This window comes from Cyanobium gracile UHCC 0281 (assembly GCF_034931305.1).
In the GTDB taxonomy this organism is placed as follows: Bacteria; Cyanobacteriota; Cyanobacteriia; order PCC-6307; family Cyanobiaceae; genus Cyanobium; species Cyanobium gracile_A.
Window position 1 is genome coordinate 1 of the sequence record NZ_JAYGHY010000048.1, and the last position, 20,451, is coordinate 20,451.

Consider the following 20,451-nt stretch of genomic DNA (forward strand, 5'->3'; position numbering starts at 1 on the left):
GCCGGACGTCGCACCCCCGCGCCGGAGCCGGCCCGGGCCGGTGCGGCTGGCCCCTGCGGCGGAGGTCGGCGGCACCCGTCTGGCGCTCAACGGCCGCCCTCAGCAGGCCGCCTGGCGTTGGGACGGCGATGACCCGCGCCAGCCCCGGGCGCTCTGGCTGCCCCTGGAGGTGCTGGAAGGCCAGCTGGGCTTCAGCAGCCGGTCGAGCCCCGACGGGGGCCTGGCCCTGGAATGGTTCGGGCGGGAGCTGGTGGTGCCCGCCAGCCAGCAGCGCTCACTGGCGGATGAGGTGGCCGTCGACGTGGCAGCGATCTTTCAGAACGTCGGTGTGGCGGTGGAACGTCGCGGCGAGCTGCTGGATCTGCGCCTGCCGGCTCCCCGCCTGCTTCAGGTGCGCAGCTCCGAGCAAGCCGGCTTCCGGCGGGTGGTGCTTGACCTTGATGGCCCCACCCTGGTGCGCAGCAGCGACGGCGGCATCCAGCTGGCCCTGCTCAGCCGGGCCGACCAGCTGGCCCAGCTCACCGCCCGGGGCCTGCGCAGCGGTGCCGATGGAGCGAACCTGACCCTGAGCGTCCCGGGCGGCACCGCCCCCCTGCGCCTGTTCACCCTGGGGGAGCCCGCCCGGGTGGTCATCGACCTGCCCCAGAGCGGCACCACCGGCACGGCAGCAACGCCACCGACGGCTCCGGCGCCGATCGATCCGCGGCTGCTGGCGCTGTTGGGGCCCCAGCTGCGCTGGGACCAGCAGGTGCGCGCCGTGGGGGGAACCAGGATCCAGATCAATGCCGTCAGGATCGATCCGCGCAGCAGCCCCCTGGAACTGCGGACCCTCAGCCGTCCCGACGGGATGGCGGGGCTCAGCTCGCTGACCGCCCTGGCCCAGCGCCAGGACGCCCTGGTGGCCATCAACGGCGGCTACTTCAACCGGGTGCGCCGGCTTCCCCTCGGCGCCCTGAAGGATCAAGGCCGCTGGCTGTCCGGTCCGATCCTCAACCGCGGCGTGGTGGGCTGGGAGCCGCGCAGCCTGCCGCGCTTCGGGCGCCTGCGGCTGGACGAATGGATCAGCGATGACCGCGGTCAGCGCTGGCCCCTGCTGACCGTGAACAGCGGCTACGCCCAGCGGGGCCTCAGCCGCTACACGGCCGAATGGGGCCGGCTCTATCAGGCCCTGACCGGCTCCGAGACAGGGCTGCTGCTCAGCGGGGGCCAGGTTCAGCGACGGATCAGCGGCACCGAGCTGGCGGCGGGGGTGCCGCTGCGGCCGGAGGACACCCTGGTGGTGGCCCGTGCGGGGGCGATCCTGCCCTGGAACGAGGGAGACCGGCTGCGAATCGAGAGCCGGCCGAGCGATCCGGTGGGCAACGCCACCTCCGTGATGGGAGGCGGACCGCTGCTGCTCCAGAACGGCCGGGTTGTTCTGAACGGCAGCGCTGAGGGATTCGGTGCCGCCTTCCTGCGCCAGGGAGCCCCGCGCACCGTGGTGGGCAGCGATGGCCGCCTGCTGTGGCTGGTGACACTGCAGGCCGCCGGGGGCGGCGGCGGGCCCACACTGGCCGAGACCGCCTGGGTACTGAAGCAAATGGGACTGGTGGATGCGCTCAACCTCGACGGCGGCAGTTCCACGGGCCTGGTGATGGGCGGCAGCCACCGGGTCAAGGGCCGGGGTGTGGCCGGCTCGGTTCACAACGGTCTGGGGCTCGTGCCGGTCGGGGGCGGCGCAGCGGCCGCCGGCCTGAGCCCCACCAGCCAGCGGCTGGCAAACTGAACCCAGTCGCCACTCCACCGTGCCCCGGGGCCACAGCCTTCGCCTCACCCCCGCCGCCGCCGCCGAGCTGTGCCGCCAGGCGGCCGTGGCGGGCACCCCGGGGCTGATGCACCTGGAGCTGCTGGAGGGTGCCTGCGAAGCCTGGGCGATCCGGTTGTGCCCGGGCCACCTGGCCGGCACCCCCGTGGCCAGGGCCGACGGCATCACCCTCTATTCCCCCGCTGGGCAGCTGCCGCTGCTGCAGGGCCTGCAGCTCGACTATCGGGGCGACCTCAGCGGCGGCGGGTTTCTGGTGCGTCCCGGGCCGGGCGTGAGCACCTGTGCCTGCGGGGCCGCCTTCAGCCGCCAGACCTGAGGGGGACGGCGACGAAGTAAGGTGTCGGATTGTCGAAACGGTCGGACAACCGACCCGTCCACACCGAGCAGCACCCCGGCCTTCGATGCCCACTATTCAGCAGCTGATCCGCACCGAGCGGCAGCGTCTCACCCGCAAGACGAAGTCGCCCGCCCTGCGCGCCTGCCCTGAGCGGCGTGGCGTCTGCACCCGGGTGTACACCTCCACCCCGAAGAAGCCCAACTCGGCGCTGCGCAAGGTGGCCCGTGTGCGCCTCACCTCCGGGTTTGAGGTGACGGCCTACATCCCCGGCATCGGCCACAACCTTCAGGAGCACTCGGTGGTTCTGATCCGCGGCGGCCGCGTCAAGGACCTGCCCGGTGTCCGCTACCACATCATCCGCGGCACCCTCGACACCTCCGGGGTCAAGGATCGGCGGCAGTCCCGCTCCAAGTACGGCGCCAAGACACCGAAGGCCTGAGCTTTCGTTCCCCCGGCTCTTCGCGGCCGGACCAGCCCTCTCCCGCTTTTTCTCCCTCCGTTCCATGTCCCGCCGCAACGCCGCCGAGAAACGCCCGGTTCTCCCGGACCCTCAGTTCAACAGCCGCCTGGCCTCGATGATCGTGGCCCGGCTGATGAAGCACGGCAAGAAGTCCACGGCCCAGCGCATCCTGTCCGATGCCTTCACCCTGATCAACGAGCGCACCGGCGCCGATCCGCTCGAGCTGTTCGAGACGGCGGTCCGCAACGCCACCCCCCTGGTGGAAGTGCGGGCCCGGCGGGTCGGTGGCGCCACCTACCAGGTGCCGATGGAAGTGCGTCAGGAGCGGGGCACCGCCATGGCGCTGCGCTGGCTGGTCAACTTCTCCCGGGCCCGCAACGGCAGGAGCATGGCCCAGAAGCTGGCCGGTGAGCTGATGGACGCGGCCAATGAAGCCGGCAGTGCCGTCCGCAAGCGGGAGGAGACCCACAAGATGGCCGAAGCCAACAAGGCCTTCGCCCACTACCGCTACTGAGCCGCCCCTAGGGGCCGGATCCCTGGGCTGATCCGGTTCCTGCAGATCGAACCAACCCCGGTCTGTAAAATTACGCCCGCTTTTCGTCGACCCACCCCCGGAGAACTTTCCCGTGGCCCGCGCCTACCCCCTGGAACGCGTCAGAAATATCGGTATCGCCGCTCACATCGACGCGGGCAAGACCACCACGACCGAACGGATTCTGTTTTATTCCGGCGTGGTCCACAAGATGGGCGAGGTGCACGATGGCGCCGCCGTCACCGACTGGATGGAGCAGGAGCGCGAGCGGGGGATCACCATCACCGCCGCCGCCATCTCCACCAGCTGGAAGGACAACCGGATCAACATCATCGACACCCCTGGCCACGTCGATTTCACGATCGAAGTGGAACGCTCGATGCGGGTGCTCGACGGTGTCGTCGCCGTGTTCTGTGCCGTCGGTGGCGTGCAGCCCCAGTCGGAAACCGTCTGGCGCCAGGCCGATCGCTACAACGTGCCCCGGATCGTGTTTGTCAACAAGATGGACCGGACCGGCGCCAACTTCCTGAAGGTCTACGACCAGATCAAGGATCGCCTCAAGGCCAACGCCGTGCCGATCCAGCTGCCGATCGGTGCCGAGGGTGACCTCAAAGGCATCATCGATCTGGTGCGAAACAAGGCGATCATCTACACCAATGATCTCGGCACCGACATTCTCGAAGAGGAGATTCCCGCCGACATGCAGGACGAGGCTGCCGAGTGGCGCCAGAAGCTCATGGAGTCGGTGGCCGAAACCGACGAAGAGCTGATCGAAGCCTTCCTCGAGAACGGTGAGCTCACCCAGGAGCAGCTGATGCGTGGCATCCGCCTCGGGGTGCTGCAACACGGCATGGTGCCGATTCTCTGCGGCTCCGCCTTCAAGAACAAGGGCGTCCAGCTGGTGCTCGATGCGGTGGTCGACTACCTGCCCGCCCCCGTTGATGTGCCGCCGATCCATGGCCTCCTGGCCGACGGCAGCGAAGCCACCCGTGCCTGTGACGACAGCGCTCCCTTCAGTGCCCTGGCCTTCAAGGTCATGGCCGACCCCTACGGCAAGCTCACCTTCGTCCGCATGTACAGCGGCGTGCTGCAGAAGGGCAGCTACGTGCTCAACTCCACCAAGGACAAAAAAGAGCGCATCTCCCGCCTGATCCTGCTCAAGGCCGATGAGCGCGAGGAGGTGGACGAACTGCGGGCTGGCGACCTGGGCGCCGTTCTCGGCCTCAAGGACACCACCACGGGCGACACCCTCTGCGTCGACTCCGATCCGATCATTCTGGAATCCCTGTTCATCCCCGAACCAGTGATCTCCGTGGCCGTGGAGCCCAAGACCAAGGGCGACATGGAAAAACTCGGCAAGGCCCTGCAGTCCCTCTCCGAGGAAGATCCCACCTTCCGGGTCTCCACCGATCCGGAAACCAACCAGACCGTGATCGCCGGCATGGGCGAACTACACCTGGAGATCCTGGTCGACCGCATGCTGCGGGAGTTCAAGGTGGAGGCCAACATCGGTGCCCCCCAGGTGTCCTACCGGGAAACCATCCGCGGCAGTGCCAAGGGTGAGGGCAAGTTCGCCCGCCAGACGGGAGGCAAGGGCCAGTACGGCCATGTGGTGATCGAAATGCAGCCCGGCGAGCCGGGTTCAGGGTTCGAGTTCGTCAACAAGATTGTTGGCGGCATCGTTCCCAAGGAGTACATCGGTCCGGCGGAAGCCGGCATGAAGGAAACCTGCCAGTCCGGTGTGATTGCCGGTTTCCCCATGATCGATGTCCGGGTCACCATGGTGGACGGCTCTTATCACGACGTCGACTCTTCGGAGATGGCGTTCAAGATCGCCGGTTCCTTGGCCTTCAAAGATGGCGTCAAGAAGTGCAATCCCGTACTTCTTGAGCCGATGATGAAGGTTGAGGTCGAGGTCCCCGAGGATTACCTCGGTTCGGTCATCGGCGACCTTTCCTCCCGCCGCGGCCAGGTCGAAGGACAGTCCGTCGACAACGGACAGTCCAAAGTCCAGTCCAAAGTGCCTCTGGCCGAAATGTTCGGCTACGCCACCCAGCTCCGATCCATGACCCAGGGTCGGGGTATCTTCTCGATGGAGTTCAGCCATTACGAGGAAGTTCCTCGCAATGTGGCGGAAGCCATCATCTCCAAGAATCAGGGCAATTCCTGATCTTTCTTTCCATCCAACCCACCCCCCCGATTCTTTCCTTCCATGGCACGCGAGAAGTTCGAGAGGAACAAGCCTCACGTCAACATCGGCACCATCGGTCACGTTGACCACGGCAAGACCACCCTCACCGCCGCCATCACCAACGTGCTGGCGTCCCAGGGCATGGCCAAGGCCCAGGCCTACGACGAGATCGACGGCGCCCCTGAAGAGAAGGAGCGGGGGATCACGATCAACACAGCCCACGTCGAGTACGAGACCAACAAGCGTCACTACGCCCACGTCGACTGCCCGGGCCACGCTGACTACGTCAAGAACATGATCACCGGTGCCGCCCAGATGGACGGCGCCATCCTGGTGGTCGCCGCCACCGACGGCCCCATGGCACAGACGAAGGAGCACATCCTTCTGGCCAAGCAGGTGGGCGTGCCCGCGCTGGTGGTGTTCCTGAACAAGAAGGACATGGTCGACGACGAGGAGATCCTCGAGCTCGTCGAACTGGAGATGCGCGAACTGCTCAGCAGCTACGACTTCCCTGGCGACGACATCCCCGTGATCGCCGGCTCCGCCCTCAAGGCCCTCGAGTACATCCAGACCGGCAAGAAGGCCGTGCGTGGCGAAGATGAGTGGGTCGACAAGATCCTCGACCTCATGGATGCGGTCGACGAGGCCATCCCTGAGCCCGAGCGTGAGATCGACAAGCCCTTCCTGATGGCCGTCGAAGACGTCTTCTCGATCACCGGCCGCGGCACCGTCGCCACCGGCCGTATCGAGCGCGGCAAGGTGAAAGTGGGCGAAACCGTTCAGATCGTTGGTATCCGCGACACGCGGGAAACCACCGTCACCGGCGTGGAGATGTTCCGCAAGCTGCTCGACGAGGGCATGGCCGGCGACAACGTCGGTCTGCTGCTGCGCGGCGTCCAGAAAGAGGACATCGAGCGTGGCATGGTGCTGGTGAAGCCCAACTCCATCAAGCCCCACACCAAGTTCGAAGGTGAGGTCTACGTGCTCAAGAAGGAAGAGGGCGGCCGTCACACCCCCTTCTTCGCCGGCTACCGCCCGCAGTTCTACATCCGCACCACCGACGTGACCGGCCAGATCACCGCCTTCACCGCCGATGACGGCACCAACGTGGAGATGGTGATGCCCGGCGACCGCATCAAGATGAGCGCCGAGCTGATCTGCCCGGTCGCCATCGAGCAGGGCATGCGCTTCGCCATCCGCGAGGGCGGCCGCACCATCGGTGCCGGCGTGGTCTCCAAGATCGTTCTGTGAGGCTGATCTAGCCTTTTGGGGGGAGCCTCTCCTGAGAGAAGCTCCCCTTTTCGGAACCACCGGTTCCCGGTGCACCTCGACAATCCGTTTCAGCGGCACCGCCGCCGCCCTTCGCCCGCGCTTCCCTTCCGATGACCGCTTCCATCCCCCAGCAGAAGATCCGCATCCGCCTGAAGGCCTTCGATCGCCGCATGCTGGATCTCTCCTGCGAAAAAATCATCGAAACTGCCGATCACACCGCTGCCACGGCGATCGGTCCGATCCCCCTGCCCACCAAGCGCAAGATCTACTGCGTGCTGCGCTCGCCTCACGTCGACAAGGATTCCCGTGAGCACTTCGAGACCCGCACCCACCGCCGGATCATCGACATTTACAGCCCCAGTTCCAAGACCATCGACGCCCTGATGAAGCTCGACCTGCCCAGTGGTGTGGACATCGAGGTCAAGCTCTGATGGTGACGGGGCCCTGCGGCCTTCGCCGGGCGGGTCGGTGTTTCTAGGATCGATTCAAACTTGAGATGTTCTGGTTGATCCTTTCGCTGCCGACCCCCGATCGCCCCTTTCCCCCTGCCGCCAGCGGCAACATCCGCGCGTGACTGATCTGGCCGTCAGGGAATTGCCCCTGTTCCCCCTGCCTGATGTGGTGCTCTTCCCCCAGGAGGTGTTGCCGCTTCACATCTTTGAGCCGCGTTATCGCATGATGCTGCGCACGGCGATGTCGGAGGATCGGCGCTTCGGCGTGGTTCGCTGGGACCCCCAGAGCAAACGCATGGCGGACGTGGGCTGCTGCGCCGAGATCCTCCACTGCCAGGTGCAGGACGACGACCGCAGCAACATCGTCACGATGGGCCAGCAGCGCTTCCGGGTCCTCGACATCGTGCGCGATACGCCCTTCCGGGTGGGCATGGTCAGCTGGATCGAAGACACCGTGAGCGAAAGCCATGAGGAGCTCGAGACGCTCACCAGCACGGTCACCCGGGCCCTGAGGGACGTCGTCGATCTCACCGGCAAGCTGATCGGCAAGCCCTCGTCGCTGCCCGCCGACCTGCCCGATCTGCCGCGGGAACTCTCCTTCTGGATCGGCGCCCATCTCGGTGGGCCGGTGGCCGATCACCAGCAGGCCCTGCTGGAAATCACCGACACCGGGGAACGGCTGCGCCAGGAATACGAACTGCTGGATCAGACCCGGCGGCAACTGGCGGCCCGCACCGTCCTCAAGGACACCTTCTCCAGCCTCGGCGACGACGACAACGAGGCCTGAACCATGGCGAGCCTATTTCCGGGCGGCGTCCTGCTGCCCTTCCTGGTGACGGGGGGTGTTCTTGTTGCGGTCCTGGTGGCCCTGCTCTGGCAGCGCCGCTCAAGGGCCTACTTGTCAGCGGCCAGCGTGGCCGCCGCCTACGACCGCTGGACGGACGACCGGCTGCTGGAGCGTCTGTGGGGCGAGCACGTGCATCTGGGGCACTACGGCGATCCTCCCGAACCGCGGGATTTCCGGGCCGCCAAGGCCGCCTTCGTGCATGAGCTGGCCCGCTGGAGCGGCCTCGACCGTCTGCCCCCCGGCAGCCGGGTGCTGGATGTGGGCTGCGGCATCGGCGGCAGCGCCAGGATCCTGGCCCGGGACTACGGCTTCAAGGTGCTGGGCATCAGCATCAGTCCGGCCCAGATCGCCCGGGCACGGGAGCTCACCCCGGCCGATCTGCCGGACTGCCGCTTCGCCGTCATGGATGCCCTGGCCCTGGATCTGCCGGACGGGAGTCCTGACGCGGGCTTCGACGCGGTCTGGAGTGTGGAGGCCGGCCCCCACATGCCCGACAAGCAACGCTACGCCGACGAGATGCTGCGTGTGCTGCGGCCGGGGGGCTGCCTGGCGGTGGCCGACTGGAACCGCCGCGATCCGGCCGTCGCCCCCATGAACCGCCTGGAGCGCTGGGTGATGCGCCAGCTGCTCGACCAGTGGGCCCATCCCGAGTTCGCCAGCATTCCGTCCCTGAGGCGAAACCTGGAGACCAGCCCCTGGAACCGCGGCCTGCCGATCAGCACCGCCGACTGGACCGCGGCCACCCTGCCTTCATGGGTGGATTCCATCGTTGAGGGGGTGCGCCGCCCCGGGGCAGTGCTGGGTCTGGGTCCGCGGGCCGTGGTTCAGGGCCTGCGGGAAACCCCGACGCTGCTGTTGATGGACTGGGCCTTCCGCACCGGTCTTATGCAGTTCGGCGTCTTCCGCGGCCCCTTGCCGCCCAACGATGGTGACCAAGCCCCGGAGCTCAGGGCGCCTTCTCTTCGACGGCAAGGTTGCTGAGGGGGTAGGCGCCGAACAGGGCCAGATGCTCACAGAGGGGGGTCAGATCGGCGATGGCCCCCTCCAGCGGGGCGGCGCCCTCAGGAAGCTCGAGATCGACGAAGAAGATGTACTCGCCCATTTCCCGCTTGGAGGGGCGCGACTCAATGCGGCTCATGTTCAGCCCCTGCCGGGCGAAACAGCCCAGCGACTCCAGCAGGGCCCCGGGGCGGTTGGAGTGGAGCGAGAACGCCACGCTGGCGTAGGGACCCCGTTGGGAGCGTTCCCCGCGCCGGAGCAACAGAAAGCGGGTGCAGTTGCCGGGTACGTCGTTGATCGGGTAGGCCAGCACCTGCAGGCCATGCTCGGCGGCCGCCTCCACCGAGGCGATGGCGCCCCGGAAGCGGCTGCCCCGCACCAATCGCGCCGCCTCTGCGGTGGAGCTGGTGGGCAGCTGCAGAGCCTGGGGCAGCTGTTCCCCCAGCCACAGGCTGCACTGGGCCAGAGCCTGGGGGTGGGAGAGCACCTCACTGATCCCCTCCAGCGGACCACTGCCCACCAGGGCATGGCGGATGGGCAACACCAGGGCCCGGGCCACCGCCAGGTCCGGGTGCTCCCAAAGGGCGTCCAGACAGCTGGTGACACCGCCTTCGACGGAGTTCTCCACCGGCACCACCGCCAGGTCGCAATCCCCGTCGGCCAGGGCCCGGATCACGACGCGGATGCCCTGCTGGGGCACGAACTCGACGCCCTCCAGGCCCTCCAGGCCCGCCAGTCGCTGCGCCGCCTGCTCGCCGTAGGTGCCGACGGGACCGAGAAAGGCAAGACGCATGGCGGGGGGCGCTCTGAGGTGATCGGTAGGATCATGGCCTGCCGGCCCGCAGGCCATGTCTCTGGCCTTCAGCGCCAGCCAGCAACTTGACCTTCCTGTGGTCAGTGAAGCGGACCGTCTGCCCGCCTACCTGGACGACGAGCAGCGGGTGGTGCAGGCCCTGCTCGACCCGAAGCAGCTCGAACCCCTCGGCCCGGGCCGCTACCGCTACACGGTGAGCCAGGTGAAGGTGTTCCAGCTCCGGATCCAGCCCGTGGTGGAGCTGCAGGTCGTGCGCCGCAACGGGCGGCTGGAGCTGGAGGCCCTCGACTGCCAGCTCGAGGGGCTGGGACTGGTGGAGGATTTCCGCCTTGGCCTCTGCTCCTGGCTTGCCGCGGCCGACGGCGGCCTCACCGGCGAAGCCAGCCTCTCGGTGACGGTGAGCCGCCCCACCCTCCTGCAACTGATCCCCCCCAAGGTGCTGGAGGCCACCGGCCGCTCGGTGCTCGGCGGCATCCTGCTGGGCATCAGGACCCGGGTGAGTCACCAGCTGCTGGGGGACTTCCAGCGCTGGTGCCGATCGAGCTGAGAAAGCTGCGGCGGTGCAGGGGGCTGGGACCCAGCCGCAGGATCGCCTCCCGATGCTGGCGCGTCCCATAGCCGGCATGGCGCTCCAGTCCGTAGCCGGGATGGCGCAGGGCCAGACGAGCCAGCAGGGCATCCCGTTCCTGCTTGGCCAGCACGCTGGCGGCGGCGATCGCCGCGCAACGGCCATCACCCCGCACCAGGGTGGTCTGGGGTCCGGGCCACGGCCTCAGGGGCAGCACCCCATCCACCAGCAGCAGCAGGGGCGGGCGGGGCAGCCGTTGCAACGCCCGCAGCATCGCCCATTCGGTGGCCAGACGCAGTCCCCAGCGGTCGATTTCGCTGGCGCTGGCCTGCCCCAGGGCCCAGGCCAGCGCGTGCTGCCGCAGCAGGGGAACCAGGGCCTGCCGGCGTCTGGCAGAGAGGGTCTTGCTGTCGTTCAGACCCGCCGCCACCAGGGGACCGAGGGCCGCCGCCGGCAGCACCACGGCCGCCGCGAACACAGGCCCGAACAGGCTGCCCCGGCCGACTTCGTCGACCCCGGCGCAGGAGGAAGGATCGAGCCCTCCCCAGACCGAAGCGTCGGGGCTCCCGAGGGCGTCCGGACCGTGCGGATCAGTCCGAGGCAGAGGAACGGCGCCGGCGACGACGCGGTTCGCCGGCCTCACCGGCGGCCGCCGAGGCGGCCACCGGAACCGGGGCCGCGACCGGTGAGGCCCTGCCAGGGGAACGACGGCTGGGCAGCGCCACGCTGACGAGCTCAGCGGGCTCGGCGACGGCTTCGGATTCGAACGGTGCCGGGGTGATCTCCAGGATGGGAATCACCTCGTGGTGATCGGGGGCCTCTGAGGCGACGGAGACGTCAGGGGCTTCGGGGGCGTCGAAGACCTCGGCAGCCTCCGTGGCTTCGCCGGAACCATTGCGGCCTTCGCCGTTCCTGCCGCGCCGGCGGCGACGGGAGCCGCTGGCGGCCAGCTGCTGGCGGGCTTCCTCGATCACGGCCTCCGGATCAGCGTCCGGGCGAACGACGCGCACCATCAGGCTCTCCCCCGTGGGGATCGGATCCAGCAAGAGCGCCGGACTCAGGCCCATCCAGCCGTAGACCAGCTCCTGCTCCGCGTCCATCGGCACGGCCAGCACTTCGGGCTCCTGGCGACGCTGGGGTGCATCGGTGGAGGGGGGGGTCTCCTGGGGGACAGGCACGGAGGCGGCACCGTTGCCAACCCCCTCGGAGAACCCACTCGCCGCCGGGGCCTCAGCCCCATCGGAACCGCGGCCGCCACGACCGCCGCGCCGACGACGACCACTGCCGCCGACCTCAGCACCGCCATTGGCGGGGCTGGCCACTTCCGCCCGGGCCGAAGCCGCCGAGCGCACCAGACCGGAGACCGTGGCCAGAGGCTGGAGGGTGTCCTTACCGGGAAGCACGGCCACATGGCCCAGGCCCCCACAACTGGGGCAGGCCCGGCCAAACAGTTCGTAGATGTTCTGACCCTGGCGCTTGCGGGTCAGCTCGACCAGGCCGAGTTCGGTGAGCTGGGCAATCTGGGGACGGGCCGTGTCGTCGCGGGAGGCCTGGGTGAAGTGCTCGAGCAGCTGCAGCTGGTCGCGCCGGGACTCCATGTCGATGAAGTCGATGATCACCACGCCGCCGATGTTGCGCAGCTTCAGCTGGCGGGCGATCTCCACCGCCGCCTCGCAGTTGGTCCACAGCACCGTCTCGCGGGCGTTGGCCGAGCGGGTGAACGATCCGGAATTGACGTCGATGACCGTCAGGGCCTCGGTGGGCTCGATGATCACGTAGCCGCCGGAGGGGAGGTCAACCCGGGGCTTGAGGGCATCGCGGATGGCCGCGTTGACCCGGTAGTGCTCCAGGATATCGGTGGATTCGCCGTGGTGCTCCACCAGGAGATTGGCCTGGTCGGAGCCGAGGAACGCATTGACCCGCGCCACCGCATCGGCGCTGTCGACCACCACCCGCAGCACCTCAGGGCTGTAGAGGTCGCGCAGCACCCGATGGATGAAGTCCTCATCGCGGTTGAGCAGCACCGGCGGCGATGCCGTCTCGGCCGCCTGCTGAATCGACTCCCACTGACGCAGCAGACCCTCAAGGTCATCGATCAGCATGTCTTCGCTGACGTCCTCGGCCTCGGTGCGGATCAGCAGGCCGGCACCGGGGGGCTTGATCAGCACACCAAGGGCCCGCAGCCGGTTGCGCTCGTTTTCTCCGTTGATGCGCCGGGAGATGTTGACCCCCTGGCCGTGGGGCTGCAGCACCAGGAAGCGGCCTGGCAGGGAAAGGTTGCCGGTGAGGCGCGGACCCTTGGTGCCCGTGGGCTCCTTCATCACCTGGACGAGCACCTTCTGTCTGGGCTCGAGCAGCTCGGTGATGCCGGCACCGCCCTTCCTCAGCCGCAGGGGCCCGAGGTCGGTGATGTGGATGAAGCCATTCTTCTCGCTTTCTCCGATGTTGACGAACGCTGCATCGATCCCGGGCAACACGTTTTCAACGGTGCCGAGGTAGACGTCGCCGATCTGATAGCGACCCTGGGCGACGATCAGTTCATCGACGCGTTCGTCGTTGAGCACTGCGGCGATCCGCAACTGCTCAGCGATGACGATCTGCTGGGGCATGGAAGAGGAGGTGGGCTCAGTGGAGCCCTGCCAAAGGGCAGGTGGAGGGAAGGAATCGGACGCCGACCGTGGCGGTCGCGCAGCCACTGGAGAGGAACAGACCGGACTCCGGTAACCATGGAGTCGGCTGATTGCCTGGTACAAATCCCTGAAACCAGGGGTCTGAGAGGGGAAAAGACGTCGTCGGGCCGGCAGCGTGGCGGAAAGGATGGAGTCCCTTCCCGATGCGAAGCAACGAAGACCGAACCAAGCAGTGTTGACTTAAATCGCGCTTACGCGGAGGAGCTTCTAGAAAGCATCCCTGTTGCAGAAGCGTCTGGGCAGATCAGGCCGAAGGGGAGGATCCCTGCGATTCCTGTATCTGTCTAGGGCGAACTTAGCATGCGTCCAGCAGGAGGCTTCGGCGCTGGACCGCCCCCAGCATCAGGGGCAGGCCCAGCGACTCGCCTAGCCAATGGCGCAGATGTTCGGGCCGCAGGCTGCGGCCCTGGGGATCCACGGCGGCCTCCAGATCCAGCACCATCCCTGCCTGCCCCGGAGCCTGGGCCTCCAGCGGCGCCGAGCGAAGATCCAGCAGGTAGGGGCGGCAGTCCCGCTGGCGGGGGCGGCCCTTCTTGTCCTGGTCCTGCCAGGGCAGGGCGGTGGCCTCCAGCAGCCCACCCATGGCAGCCGACCACTGGGACGGCACCGGAGCCGGCTGACCCGGCGAAGGCAGCAGGGCGATCCGCCAGTGGGCGGCGCGGATCTGCTGGGCCAGGCCGGGGGTCGCCAGGGGCACCGCCTGCACCGAGTGCAGCGTCAGCTCGGCACTGAGTTCCGCCTGGAGCCGCTGGCGGGCCGTCTCCGGATCGATCGGGGCGGCGAAGTCGAGGTCGAGCCACTCGCCCAGGCCCTCCACCCCCAGGGGCAGGGGCAGCGCCACCTGCAGCCGCGGCAGGGGGTGGAATCCGCCCGTGAAGCTCACCGGCAGGCCGCTGCGCCGCAGGGCTCGCTCCAGCAGCCGCAGCGTGTCCAGGTGGCTGATCAGGGCCAGGGAGCCGGTCTTGGCGAAGCCGAAGCGCAGCCGGCAGACCCTTTCGCTGGCCGGGGCCCGTGGCGGGATCGGCGGCGGAACCGGCGGCGGTGGGATCACCACGTTGTGGCCCAGCTCAGGGCCGCAGACGCCGCAGCTGCTGCAGCCCTCGAAGGAACAATCCGGCACCACAGTCGCCGCCAGGGCCCGGCGGAGGTCCTCCGCCAGCCAGGCCTTGTCAACACCGGAATCGATGTGGTCCCAGGGGAGGGGCTGGCGGCAGAAGGTCTCGAGATCACCGGTGGCGAAGGCCTCCGCCGCGCTCCAGCCGCCCATCTCCAGGGCGCGGTAGGAGCCCCCGAGGCCAGCCGCCTCGATGGCGCCGGTCCAGGCGGCATGGGTGCGCTCGGCCGATTCGAACCAGGCGTCCAGCCCGGCTCCCGCCCGCCAGGCCGCCTCGATCACCGGCGCCAACCGCCGGTCCCCCCGGCCGACGAAGTCCTCCACCGCCGACAGGCGCACGTCGGTGTAGTTCGTTTTGATGCCCCGCAGCGGGCGCAGGGCCTCGCGCAGCAGCTGCTGCCGGCGCCGGAACTCCGCCGTTGACACGCTGTGCCACTGGAACGGCGTGTGGGGCTTGGGGGTGAAGTTGCTGATCGTCAGGTTGAGCTGCAGCCGGCCCAGATCGCGGCACTGTTGCTGCAACGCCCGGCAGGTGTCGACGATGCCGAGCACATCGGCGTCGGTTTCGCCCGGCAGACCGATCATGAAATAGAGCTTCACCCGGGTGTAGCCGTTCTCCATGGCGGTGCGGAGACCGCGCAGCAGTTCCGCATCCGTGAGCCCCTTGTTGACGATGTCGCGCAGGCGCTGGGTGCCGGCTTCGGGGGCGAAGGTGAGCCCGGCCCGGCGGGTGCCGCCGAGGATGTGGGCGATGGAGTTGTCGAAGCGGTCGACCCGCTGGCTGGGCAGGGTGAGGCTGACGTTGTGCTCCGCCAGCCGGTTGCGCAGCTCCACCCCCACCGCCGGCAGGGACAGGTAATCGCTGCAGCTCAGGGAGAGCAGGGAGAAGTCGCTGTAGCCGGTGCGGAGCATGCCCTCCTCCACCGCCTCGATGACCGCCTCGGGCTCCACATCCCGGGCCGGGCGCGTCAGCATTCCCGGTTGGCAGAAGCGGCAGCCGCGGGTGCAGCCGCGGCGGATCTCAACGGTGAGCCGGTCGTGGACCGTTTCGATGTGGGGCACCAGGCCCATGGCGTAGTGGGGCATGGGGGTGGCGGTGCGCCGCTGGATCCGGGGGGCCAGGCCGGGTTCCAATGGCAACAGGCTGACCCCATCAGGCCCCGGCGCATACAAGGACGGGACGTAGACCCCCGGCACCTCGGCCAGATCCCGCAGCAGGGCCCGGCGGCCCAGGCCGGCGGCGCGGCCTTCGGCCACCACCAGGCCGATCTCGGGCAGCAGCTCCTCGCCGTCGCCCAGGGCCAGAAAATCGAAGAACGGCGCGAAGGGCTCGGGGTTGCCGGTGGCCGTGGGCCCACCGGCGAAGATCAGCGGCGGTGCCGCCGGATCGTCCAGGGGCAGGTCGCCCCGGTCGGCAGCGCGGATCGGGATGCCGGCCAGATCCAGCATCTCGAGAATGTTGGTGCCGCCGAGTTCGTAGCTGAGGCTGAAACCAAGGATGTCGAAAGCCGCCAGGGGCCGGTGGCTTTCCACCGCGAACAGGGGCGCGTTCCGCTGCCGCAGCCGGGCCGCCAGATCGGGCGCCGGCAGGTAGGCGCGATCGCAGAGCTGGCCAGGGACGGCGTTGAGGATGGAATAGAGCAGCACGTGGCCGAGGTTGCTGGCGCCGACCTCGTAGACCTCCGGATAGGTGAGGGCCCAGTGCACGCGGGCGGCCGACCAGTCGCGGGGCTCCACCCCCCGCTCGTTGCCCAGATAGCGGGCCGGGCGGGAGATGCTGCTGTCCACCAGCGCGGCGAAGTCGATCGGCGCAACGGTCAAGGCCATGGCCTGCGGGCTGGAAACCGATGGTAGGCAGGCCGCACCGCGCCATAGGAAGATGCCGCCACGCCCAGCCGCTCCGCCTTCCGCTTCCCTCCCATGGTTCAGGTCAACGACAGCTATCTCAAGCTCAAGGCGGGCTATCTGTTCCCCGAGATCGCCCGACGCGTCAAGGCCTTCAGTGAGGCCCATCCCGAGGCTCCCGTGATCCGCCTGGGCATCGGCGACGTCACCGAACCCCTGCCGGCGGCCTGCCGCGAGGCGATGAAGCAGGCGATCGAGGCCATGGGCACCCGGGAGGGCTTCCACGGCTACGGGCCCGAACAGGGCTACGCCTGGCTGCGAGAGGCCATCGCCCGCCACGACTTCCAGTCCCGCGGCTGCGAGGTGAGCGCCGAGGAGATCTTCATCTCCGACGGCTCCAAGTGCGACAGCAGCAACATCCTCGACATCCTCGGGGCCGGCAACCGCATCGCCGTCACCGATCCGGTCTACCCGGTGTACGTGGACAGCAACGTGATGGCGGGCCGCACCGGCGAGTCCGACGACGGCGGACGCTATGGCGGACTCACCTACCTGCCGATCACCGCAGCCAACGGTTTCGTCGCCCCGCTGCCCGAGCAGCCGGTCGACCTGATCTACCTCTGCTTCCCCAACAATCCCACCGGCGCCGTCGCCACCCGGGATCAGCTGCAGCAATGGGTGGACTACGCCCTGGCCCACGACGCCCTGATCCTGTTCGACGCCGCCTACGAAGCGTTCATCACCGATCCTGAGCTGCCCCACTCCATCTACGAGATCGAAGGGGCGCGACGCTGCGCGATCGAGTTCCGTTCCTTCTCCAAGAACGCCGGCTTCACCGGCACCCGCTGCGCCTTGACCGTGGTGCCCCGGGGGCTCACGGGCACCTCGGCCAGCGGCGAGGCCGTGGAGCTGTGGGGTCTGTGGAACCGGCGCCAGAGCACCAAGTTCAACGGGGTGAGCTACATCGTGCAGCGGGGGGCCGAGGCGGTGTACTCCCCGGAAGGCCAGGAGCAGGTGCGCGCCCTGGTTGGCTTCTACATGGAGAACGCGGCCATCATCCGCCGCGAACTGGCGGCCGCCGGGCTGCAGGTCTACGGCGGCGAGCAGGCCCCCTATGTGTGGATCAAAACCCCCGACGGACTGGACTCCTGGGGCTTTTTCGATCACCTGCTCGGCAAGGCCCATGTGGTGGGCACGCCTGGCAGCGGCTTCGGGGCCGCCGGGGAAGGCTATGTCCGCCTGTCGGCGTTCAACTCCCGCGCCAATGTCGACGAGGCGATGCGCCGGATCCGGGCTCTTTAGAGTTGGCCCCAATGAGGACCGGAGCGGCCATGCCCATGACCACCCCGGCGGCGACCGAAACCCCCACCCGATCCCCGGGAGGCGCCGCCGTGATCGAGAAGGCGCCGGAGCGGGTGCGCAAGACCTCGCCCCGCTACAAGGTGCTGCTGCACAACGATCCGGTGAACAGCATGGAATACGTGGTGAACACCCTGCGCCAGGTGGTGCCGTCCCTGAGCGAGCAGGATGCCATCGCCGTGATGCTGGAAGCCCATAACACCGGCGTCGGACTGGTGATCGTCTGCGATCTGGAGCCAGCCGAGTTCTACAGCGAAACCCTCAAGGCCAAGGGCCTGACCAGCACGATCGAACCGGAGAGCTGAGTGCGCCCCCGCTGGATCGGCACCCTGCTCTACGTGCCGGTGCTCTACGGCCTGGGCTGGCTCCTGGTGCAGCCCATGGCGCTGCTGGCGCCAGGCATCCCCCGCGATCGGCTGGACCTGATCGGCACGGGGATGGCGCTGTTGCTGTTGCTGCTCAGCCTGCCCCTGAGGATCCGGAAGGTTTGGGGAGAGGACAGACCCTGGCTCCGGCTCGGGGTGACGGCATCCTGGCCCCGGCTCTCACGGGCATTCCTGCGTGGGCTGCTCAAGGCGATCCTGCTGCTGGTCCTGGTGGCGGCAACGTTGGTGGTCAGTGGTCAGGCCACCTGGCGGGGGGAGCTGACCGCAGCCCAACTGCTCAACGGACTGGCCCTGCTGCTGGGGGTGGGATTTGCGGAGGAACTGCTGTTTCGTGGTTGGCTCTGGGGCGAACTGGAGCAGCACCTGGGAGTGGGCCGAGCCCTGTGGGGCCAGGCCCTGGTGTTCAGCCTGGTGCACACCCGCTTCAACCTGGGGCCCTCCGAAGCGGTGGGTCTGCTGGGCGGCCTGACGCTGCTGGGGCTGGCCCTGGCCCTGCAGCGGCGCGCCGATTCCGGAGTGCTTTGGGGCGCCGTGGGTTTGCACGGAGGGCTGGTAGGAGGCTGGTTCCTCCTTCAGGGAGGCCTGCTGGAGCTGGCCGCTGAGGCGCCTGCCTGGCTGGTAGGCCCGGGGGGAAACCACCCGAATCCGATCGGCGGGGTGGTGGGCTGGCTGGGGCTGGGGGTTCTGATCTGGATGCGAAGACGCTGGTGGATCGCTGCAGAATGAGCTTCCAAGTGATCCGTCGGGAGAATCAGTCAGGGATCCACAGCTACGGCGCACTCAGAACACGACGAAATCGCTGGCCGTCAGGGGGTTGGATCCCAGCCCTGAGAGGATCGCAAAGAGAGTGCCAGAAAAATGAAGTTCGAGATTCGAGTCATTGTCCACCTGGGTGATTCCCTCAAATCCGCTCGTAAAAATACTGTTGTCGATCCAGATCTTATCACCGTCGACCACCGAGAAATTCGAGATTGTATCGACGTTTGAACTGCTGTTGGGCGCAGTAGCGAAGACAAAGGCGTCGGCCATCGCACCCCCAGTGAGGGTGTCATTACCGAGGTCACCGCTGATCCAGCTGCGGGAATCGATGTCCCCAGAGGCATTAATCTCATCATCCAACAGGCCTCCGATATAAAGTCCATCAAACGCCTCCCCGTTCACCACGTTGGCGCCAAAGACTAGAGCCCCTGACGCCTGGAGCTCACTCCTGATCGCAATGCCATCATTAAAGACATTGCCTTGAACATCAAGAAAGCCCTGCAGACTTTCACGTGGTAGATCTGAGCGAATCAAGATTCCATAGCCACCGTCCAGGATATCAAAGGTATTCCCGGCAACCCTCGTCGTCAGCTCAGGGACAGGTCCTTCTTTGGCGAGATAGTCCCGCCATACGGTCCCTTGGTCAGATACGATATAAAGATAGTCCAAAAAAGCTCCTGCACTTAGCTGATTATTTGTAAACTCGCCACCAGCATTATAAAATCGCTCTCCCCGCGGGCTGCTTCCAGAGCCACCAACATCCTCGCGTTTTGCAAGGCCTGCCCCAATGAACTGATTGGAATCGACGATCACGTCTGACATAAACAATGCGATCAAAGAGGAACTATAGCCATCCTCTAAGAACACACTGTTCCGAACCTGCAAGTTACGGCCACCCTCCATAAATAGGAAGAATCCACCACCCTCTCCGGTCGAGGATACATAACCAGATTGGCCATCAAGGTCAACGGAAATTCCATCAAACAGTATGTCTCTGGCACCACTTATATCCATGTAAGTTCCACTGAATCCCCCCTTGTGCTGCCCCACAAAAGTCACATCAATGATGGATAGACCATCCATCGTCGGCCTAATTGGATCATACGGGAGGCTGCCTCTACTAGGGGCAAGAATATATCCTTGGGCGCCGACCTCATAGCGCAATGTCAAACCATCAAGCGTGAAGGCCGTCGGCGGCGTCCCATCAGATTGACGCGTGTAAATGCGTGGATTACCAATGATGGTGGTGCTCTGAGAGCCTGTGCCCTTAAGGCTGATGCCGGAAAGGGAAGTTCTTGTCAACGTCGGAGGAGACGTTCCTTGGGCTGCCGGATCGGAAGGATCAGCATCCGACTTGGTGATATTAAACGTTCCAACTCCGAGCTCGATCACAGAATTTGTGACCGCCGCTCCGATGGCCGATCGGATCGTCAGATAGGCCTGGTCAATGATCTTGATGCCGGTAGGAACTGGCGGCGGCGGCGGCTGGCTGGTCAGCGGCGTGCCGCTGGCATCGACCATGAACTGCTGCTGGAGCAGCTGGCCCGCCGTGCTGGTGGGACTGACAATCGCTCCGGAGGAGATGTACTTCCACTGGCTGTCGACAGACCAGGTATGCAGCCGGCCGGTGGACAGTTCCTTCCACAGAATCTGGTTCTGGTTGCTGCCGACCGTTTCGGCCGCAAGGATCTGCCAACCCTTGAACTGACTGGCCTTGACCTGGGCTCCCTTAAAAAGCAAAGGACTGGCGACCCCGTTGATCTGGACCGTGACCAGATCGCTGCTGCTATCGCGGAGCAGCTGAACAACGCCGTTGGGATCCAGCACCTGGAGGCTGCTGCTGATGGGCGGCGGTGGGCTCGTGGTCGGTGGTTCGCTGGCCAGCGGCGTGCCGGTGGCATCGACCATGAACTGCTGCTGGAGCAGCTGGCCCGCCGTGCTGGTGGGACTGACAATCGCTCCGGAGGAGATGTACTTCCACTGGCTGTCGACAGACCAGGTATGCAGCCGGCCGGTGGACAG

18 protein-coding genes are annotated in these 20,451 nt (G+C 67.0%); 13 read left to right on the plus strand and 5 right to left on the minus strand.

Annotated features, from left to right (window positions below; genetic code table 11):
- The 9 genes from VB739_RS12480 to VB739_RS12520 form a co-directional block, all read left to right on the plus strand.
- Window positions 1-1,765: phosphodiester glycosidase family protein (locus tag VB739_RS12480; RefSeq protein WP_323357379.1), on the plus strand; the 1,765-nt coding region annotated here is incomplete at its 5' end.
- Between the two features lie 19 nt (window positions 1,766-1,784).
- Window positions 1,785-2,120 (plus strand): AIR synthase, encoded by a 336-nt coding sequence (locus VB739_RS12485; RefSeq protein WP_323357380.1) that lies wholly within the window; start codon window positions 1,785-1,787, stop codon window positions 2,118-2,120.
- A gap of 85 nt (window positions 2,121-2,205) precedes the next feature.
- Window positions 2,206-2,580: a 30S ribosomal protein S12 gene (gene rpsL / locus VB739_RS12490; RefSeq protein WP_015109448.1), complete on the plus strand. Its 375-nt coding sequence runs from the start codon at window positions 2,206-2,208 to the stop codon at window positions 2,578-2,580.
- Between the two features lie 64 nt (window positions 2,581-2,644).
- On the plus strand, window positions 2,645-3,115 hold the full coding sequence (gene rpsG / locus VB739_RS12495) for a 30S ribosomal protein S7 (RefSeq protein ID WP_216902484.1): 471 nt from the start codon (window positions 2,645-2,647) through the stop codon (window positions 3,113-3,115).
- A 112-nt stretch (window positions 3,116-3,227) separates the two neighbouring features.
- On the plus strand, window positions 3,228-5,303 hold the full coding sequence (gene fusA / locus VB739_RS12500) for an elongation factor G (protein WP_323357381.1): 2,076 nt from the start codon (window positions 3,228-3,230) through the stop codon (window positions 5,301-5,303).
- Window positions 5,304-5,345: 42 nt separating this feature from the next.
- Window positions 5,346-6,575 (plus strand): elongation factor Tu, encoded by a 1,230-nt coding sequence (gene tuf, locus VB739_RS12505; RefSeq protein ID WP_323357382.1) that lies wholly within the window; start codon window positions 5,346-5,348, stop codon window positions 6,573-6,575.
- A gap of 131 nt (window positions 6,576-6,706) precedes the next feature.
- Window positions 6,707-7,027 carry a 30S ribosomal protein S10 gene (rpsJ, locus tag VB739_RS12510; protein ID WP_015109452.1) on the plus strand — a complete coding sequence of 107 codons (321 nt, stop codon included), beginning with the start codon at window positions 6,707-6,709 and terminating at the stop codon, window positions 7,025-7,027.
- 139 nt (window positions 7,028-7,166) lie between these two features.
- Window positions 7,167-7,835, plus strand: a complete 669-nt coding sequence (locus VB739_RS12515) for an LON peptidase substrate-binding domain-containing protein (RefSeq protein WP_323357383.1) — start codon at window positions 7,167-7,169, stop codon at window positions 7,833-7,835.
- 3 nt (window positions 7,836-7,838) lie between these two features.
- A complete protein-coding gene (locus VB739_RS12520) occupies window positions 7,839-8,876 on the plus strand; it encodes a methyltransferase domain-containing protein (RefSeq protein WP_323357384.1) in 1,038 nt (345 codons plus the stop codon).
- Here the strand turns inward: VB739_RS12520 and pheA are convergent.
- Entirely contained in the window at window positions 8,842-9,687 is an 846-nt protein-coding gene (gene pheA / locus VB739_RS12525; RefSeq protein ID WP_323357385.1) for a prephenate dehydratase, read from the minus strand. The genes VB739_RS12520 and pheA overlap by 35 nt on opposite strands.
- A gap of 55 nt (window positions 9,688-9,742) precedes the next feature.
- On the opposite strand from pheA, the gene VB739_RS12530 reads away from it, so the two are divergent.
- Window positions 9,743-10,255 (plus strand): DUF1997 domain-containing protein, encoded by a 513-nt coding sequence (locus VB739_RS12530; protein WP_323357386.1) that lies wholly within the window; start codon window positions 9,743-9,745, stop codon window positions 10,253-10,255.
- Here VB739_RS12530 and VB739_RS12535 read toward each other — a convergent pair.
- The 3 genes from VB739_RS12535 to VB739_RS12545 all read right to left on the minus strand — a co-directional run bounded on the left by VB739_RS12535 (window position 10,194) and on the right by VB739_RS12545 (window position 15,907).
- Window positions 10,194-10,919, minus strand: a complete 726-nt coding sequence (locus VB739_RS12535; protein WP_323357387.1) for a ribonuclease HII — start codon at window positions 10,917-10,919, stop codon at window positions 10,194-10,196. The genes VB739_RS12530 and VB739_RS12535 overlap by 62 nt on opposite strands.
- On the minus strand, window positions 10,867-12,885 hold the full coding sequence (locus tag VB739_RS12540) for an Rne/Rng family ribonuclease (RefSeq protein WP_323357388.1): 2,019 nt from the start codon (window positions 12,883-12,885) through the stop codon (window positions 10,867-10,869). The genes VB739_RS12535 and VB739_RS12540 overlap by 53 nt, the downstream gene beginning before the upstream one ends.
- Before the next feature lie 376 nt (window positions 12,886-13,261).
- On the minus strand, window positions 13,262-15,907 hold the full coding sequence (locus VB739_RS12545) for a TIGR03960 family B12-binding radical SAM protein (protein WP_323357389.1): 2,646 nt from the start codon (window positions 15,905-15,907) through the stop codon (window positions 13,262-13,264).
- Window positions 15,908-16,000: 93 nt separating this feature from the next.
- On the opposite strand from VB739_RS12545, the gene VB739_RS12550 reads away from it, so the two are divergent.
- Genes VB739_RS12550 through VB739_RS12560 form a run of 3 tightly spaced genes read left to right on the plus strand, consistent with a single transcriptional unit; the run spans window position 16,001 to window position 18,396 of the window.
- Window positions 16,001-17,227: an LL-diaminopimelate aminotransferase gene (locus VB739_RS12550; RefSeq protein ID WP_323357390.1), complete on the plus strand. Its 1,227-nt coding sequence runs from the start codon at window positions 16,001-16,003 to the stop codon at window positions 17,225-17,227.
- 29 nt (window positions 17,228-17,256) lie between these two features.
- The gene (gene clpS / locus VB739_RS12555) at window positions 17,257-17,589 is read left to right on the plus strand and encodes an ATP-dependent Clp protease adapter ClpS (RefSeq protein WP_323357391.1); all 333 of its coding nucleotides are present in this window, start codon (window positions 17,257-17,259) and stop codon (window positions 17,587-17,589) included.
- Window positions 17,590-18,396, plus strand: a complete 807-nt coding sequence (locus VB739_RS12560; RefSeq protein ID WP_323357392.1) for a CPBP family intramembrane glutamic endopeptidase — start codon at window positions 17,590-17,592, stop codon at window positions 18,394-18,396.
- Between the two features lie 54 nt (window positions 18,397-18,450).
- Here VB739_RS12560 and VB739_RS12565 read toward each other — a convergent pair.
- The coding region (locus tag VB739_RS12565) for a hypothetical protein (RefSeq protein ID WP_323357393.1) at window positions 18,451-20,451 on the minus strand (2,001 nt) is incomplete at its 5' end.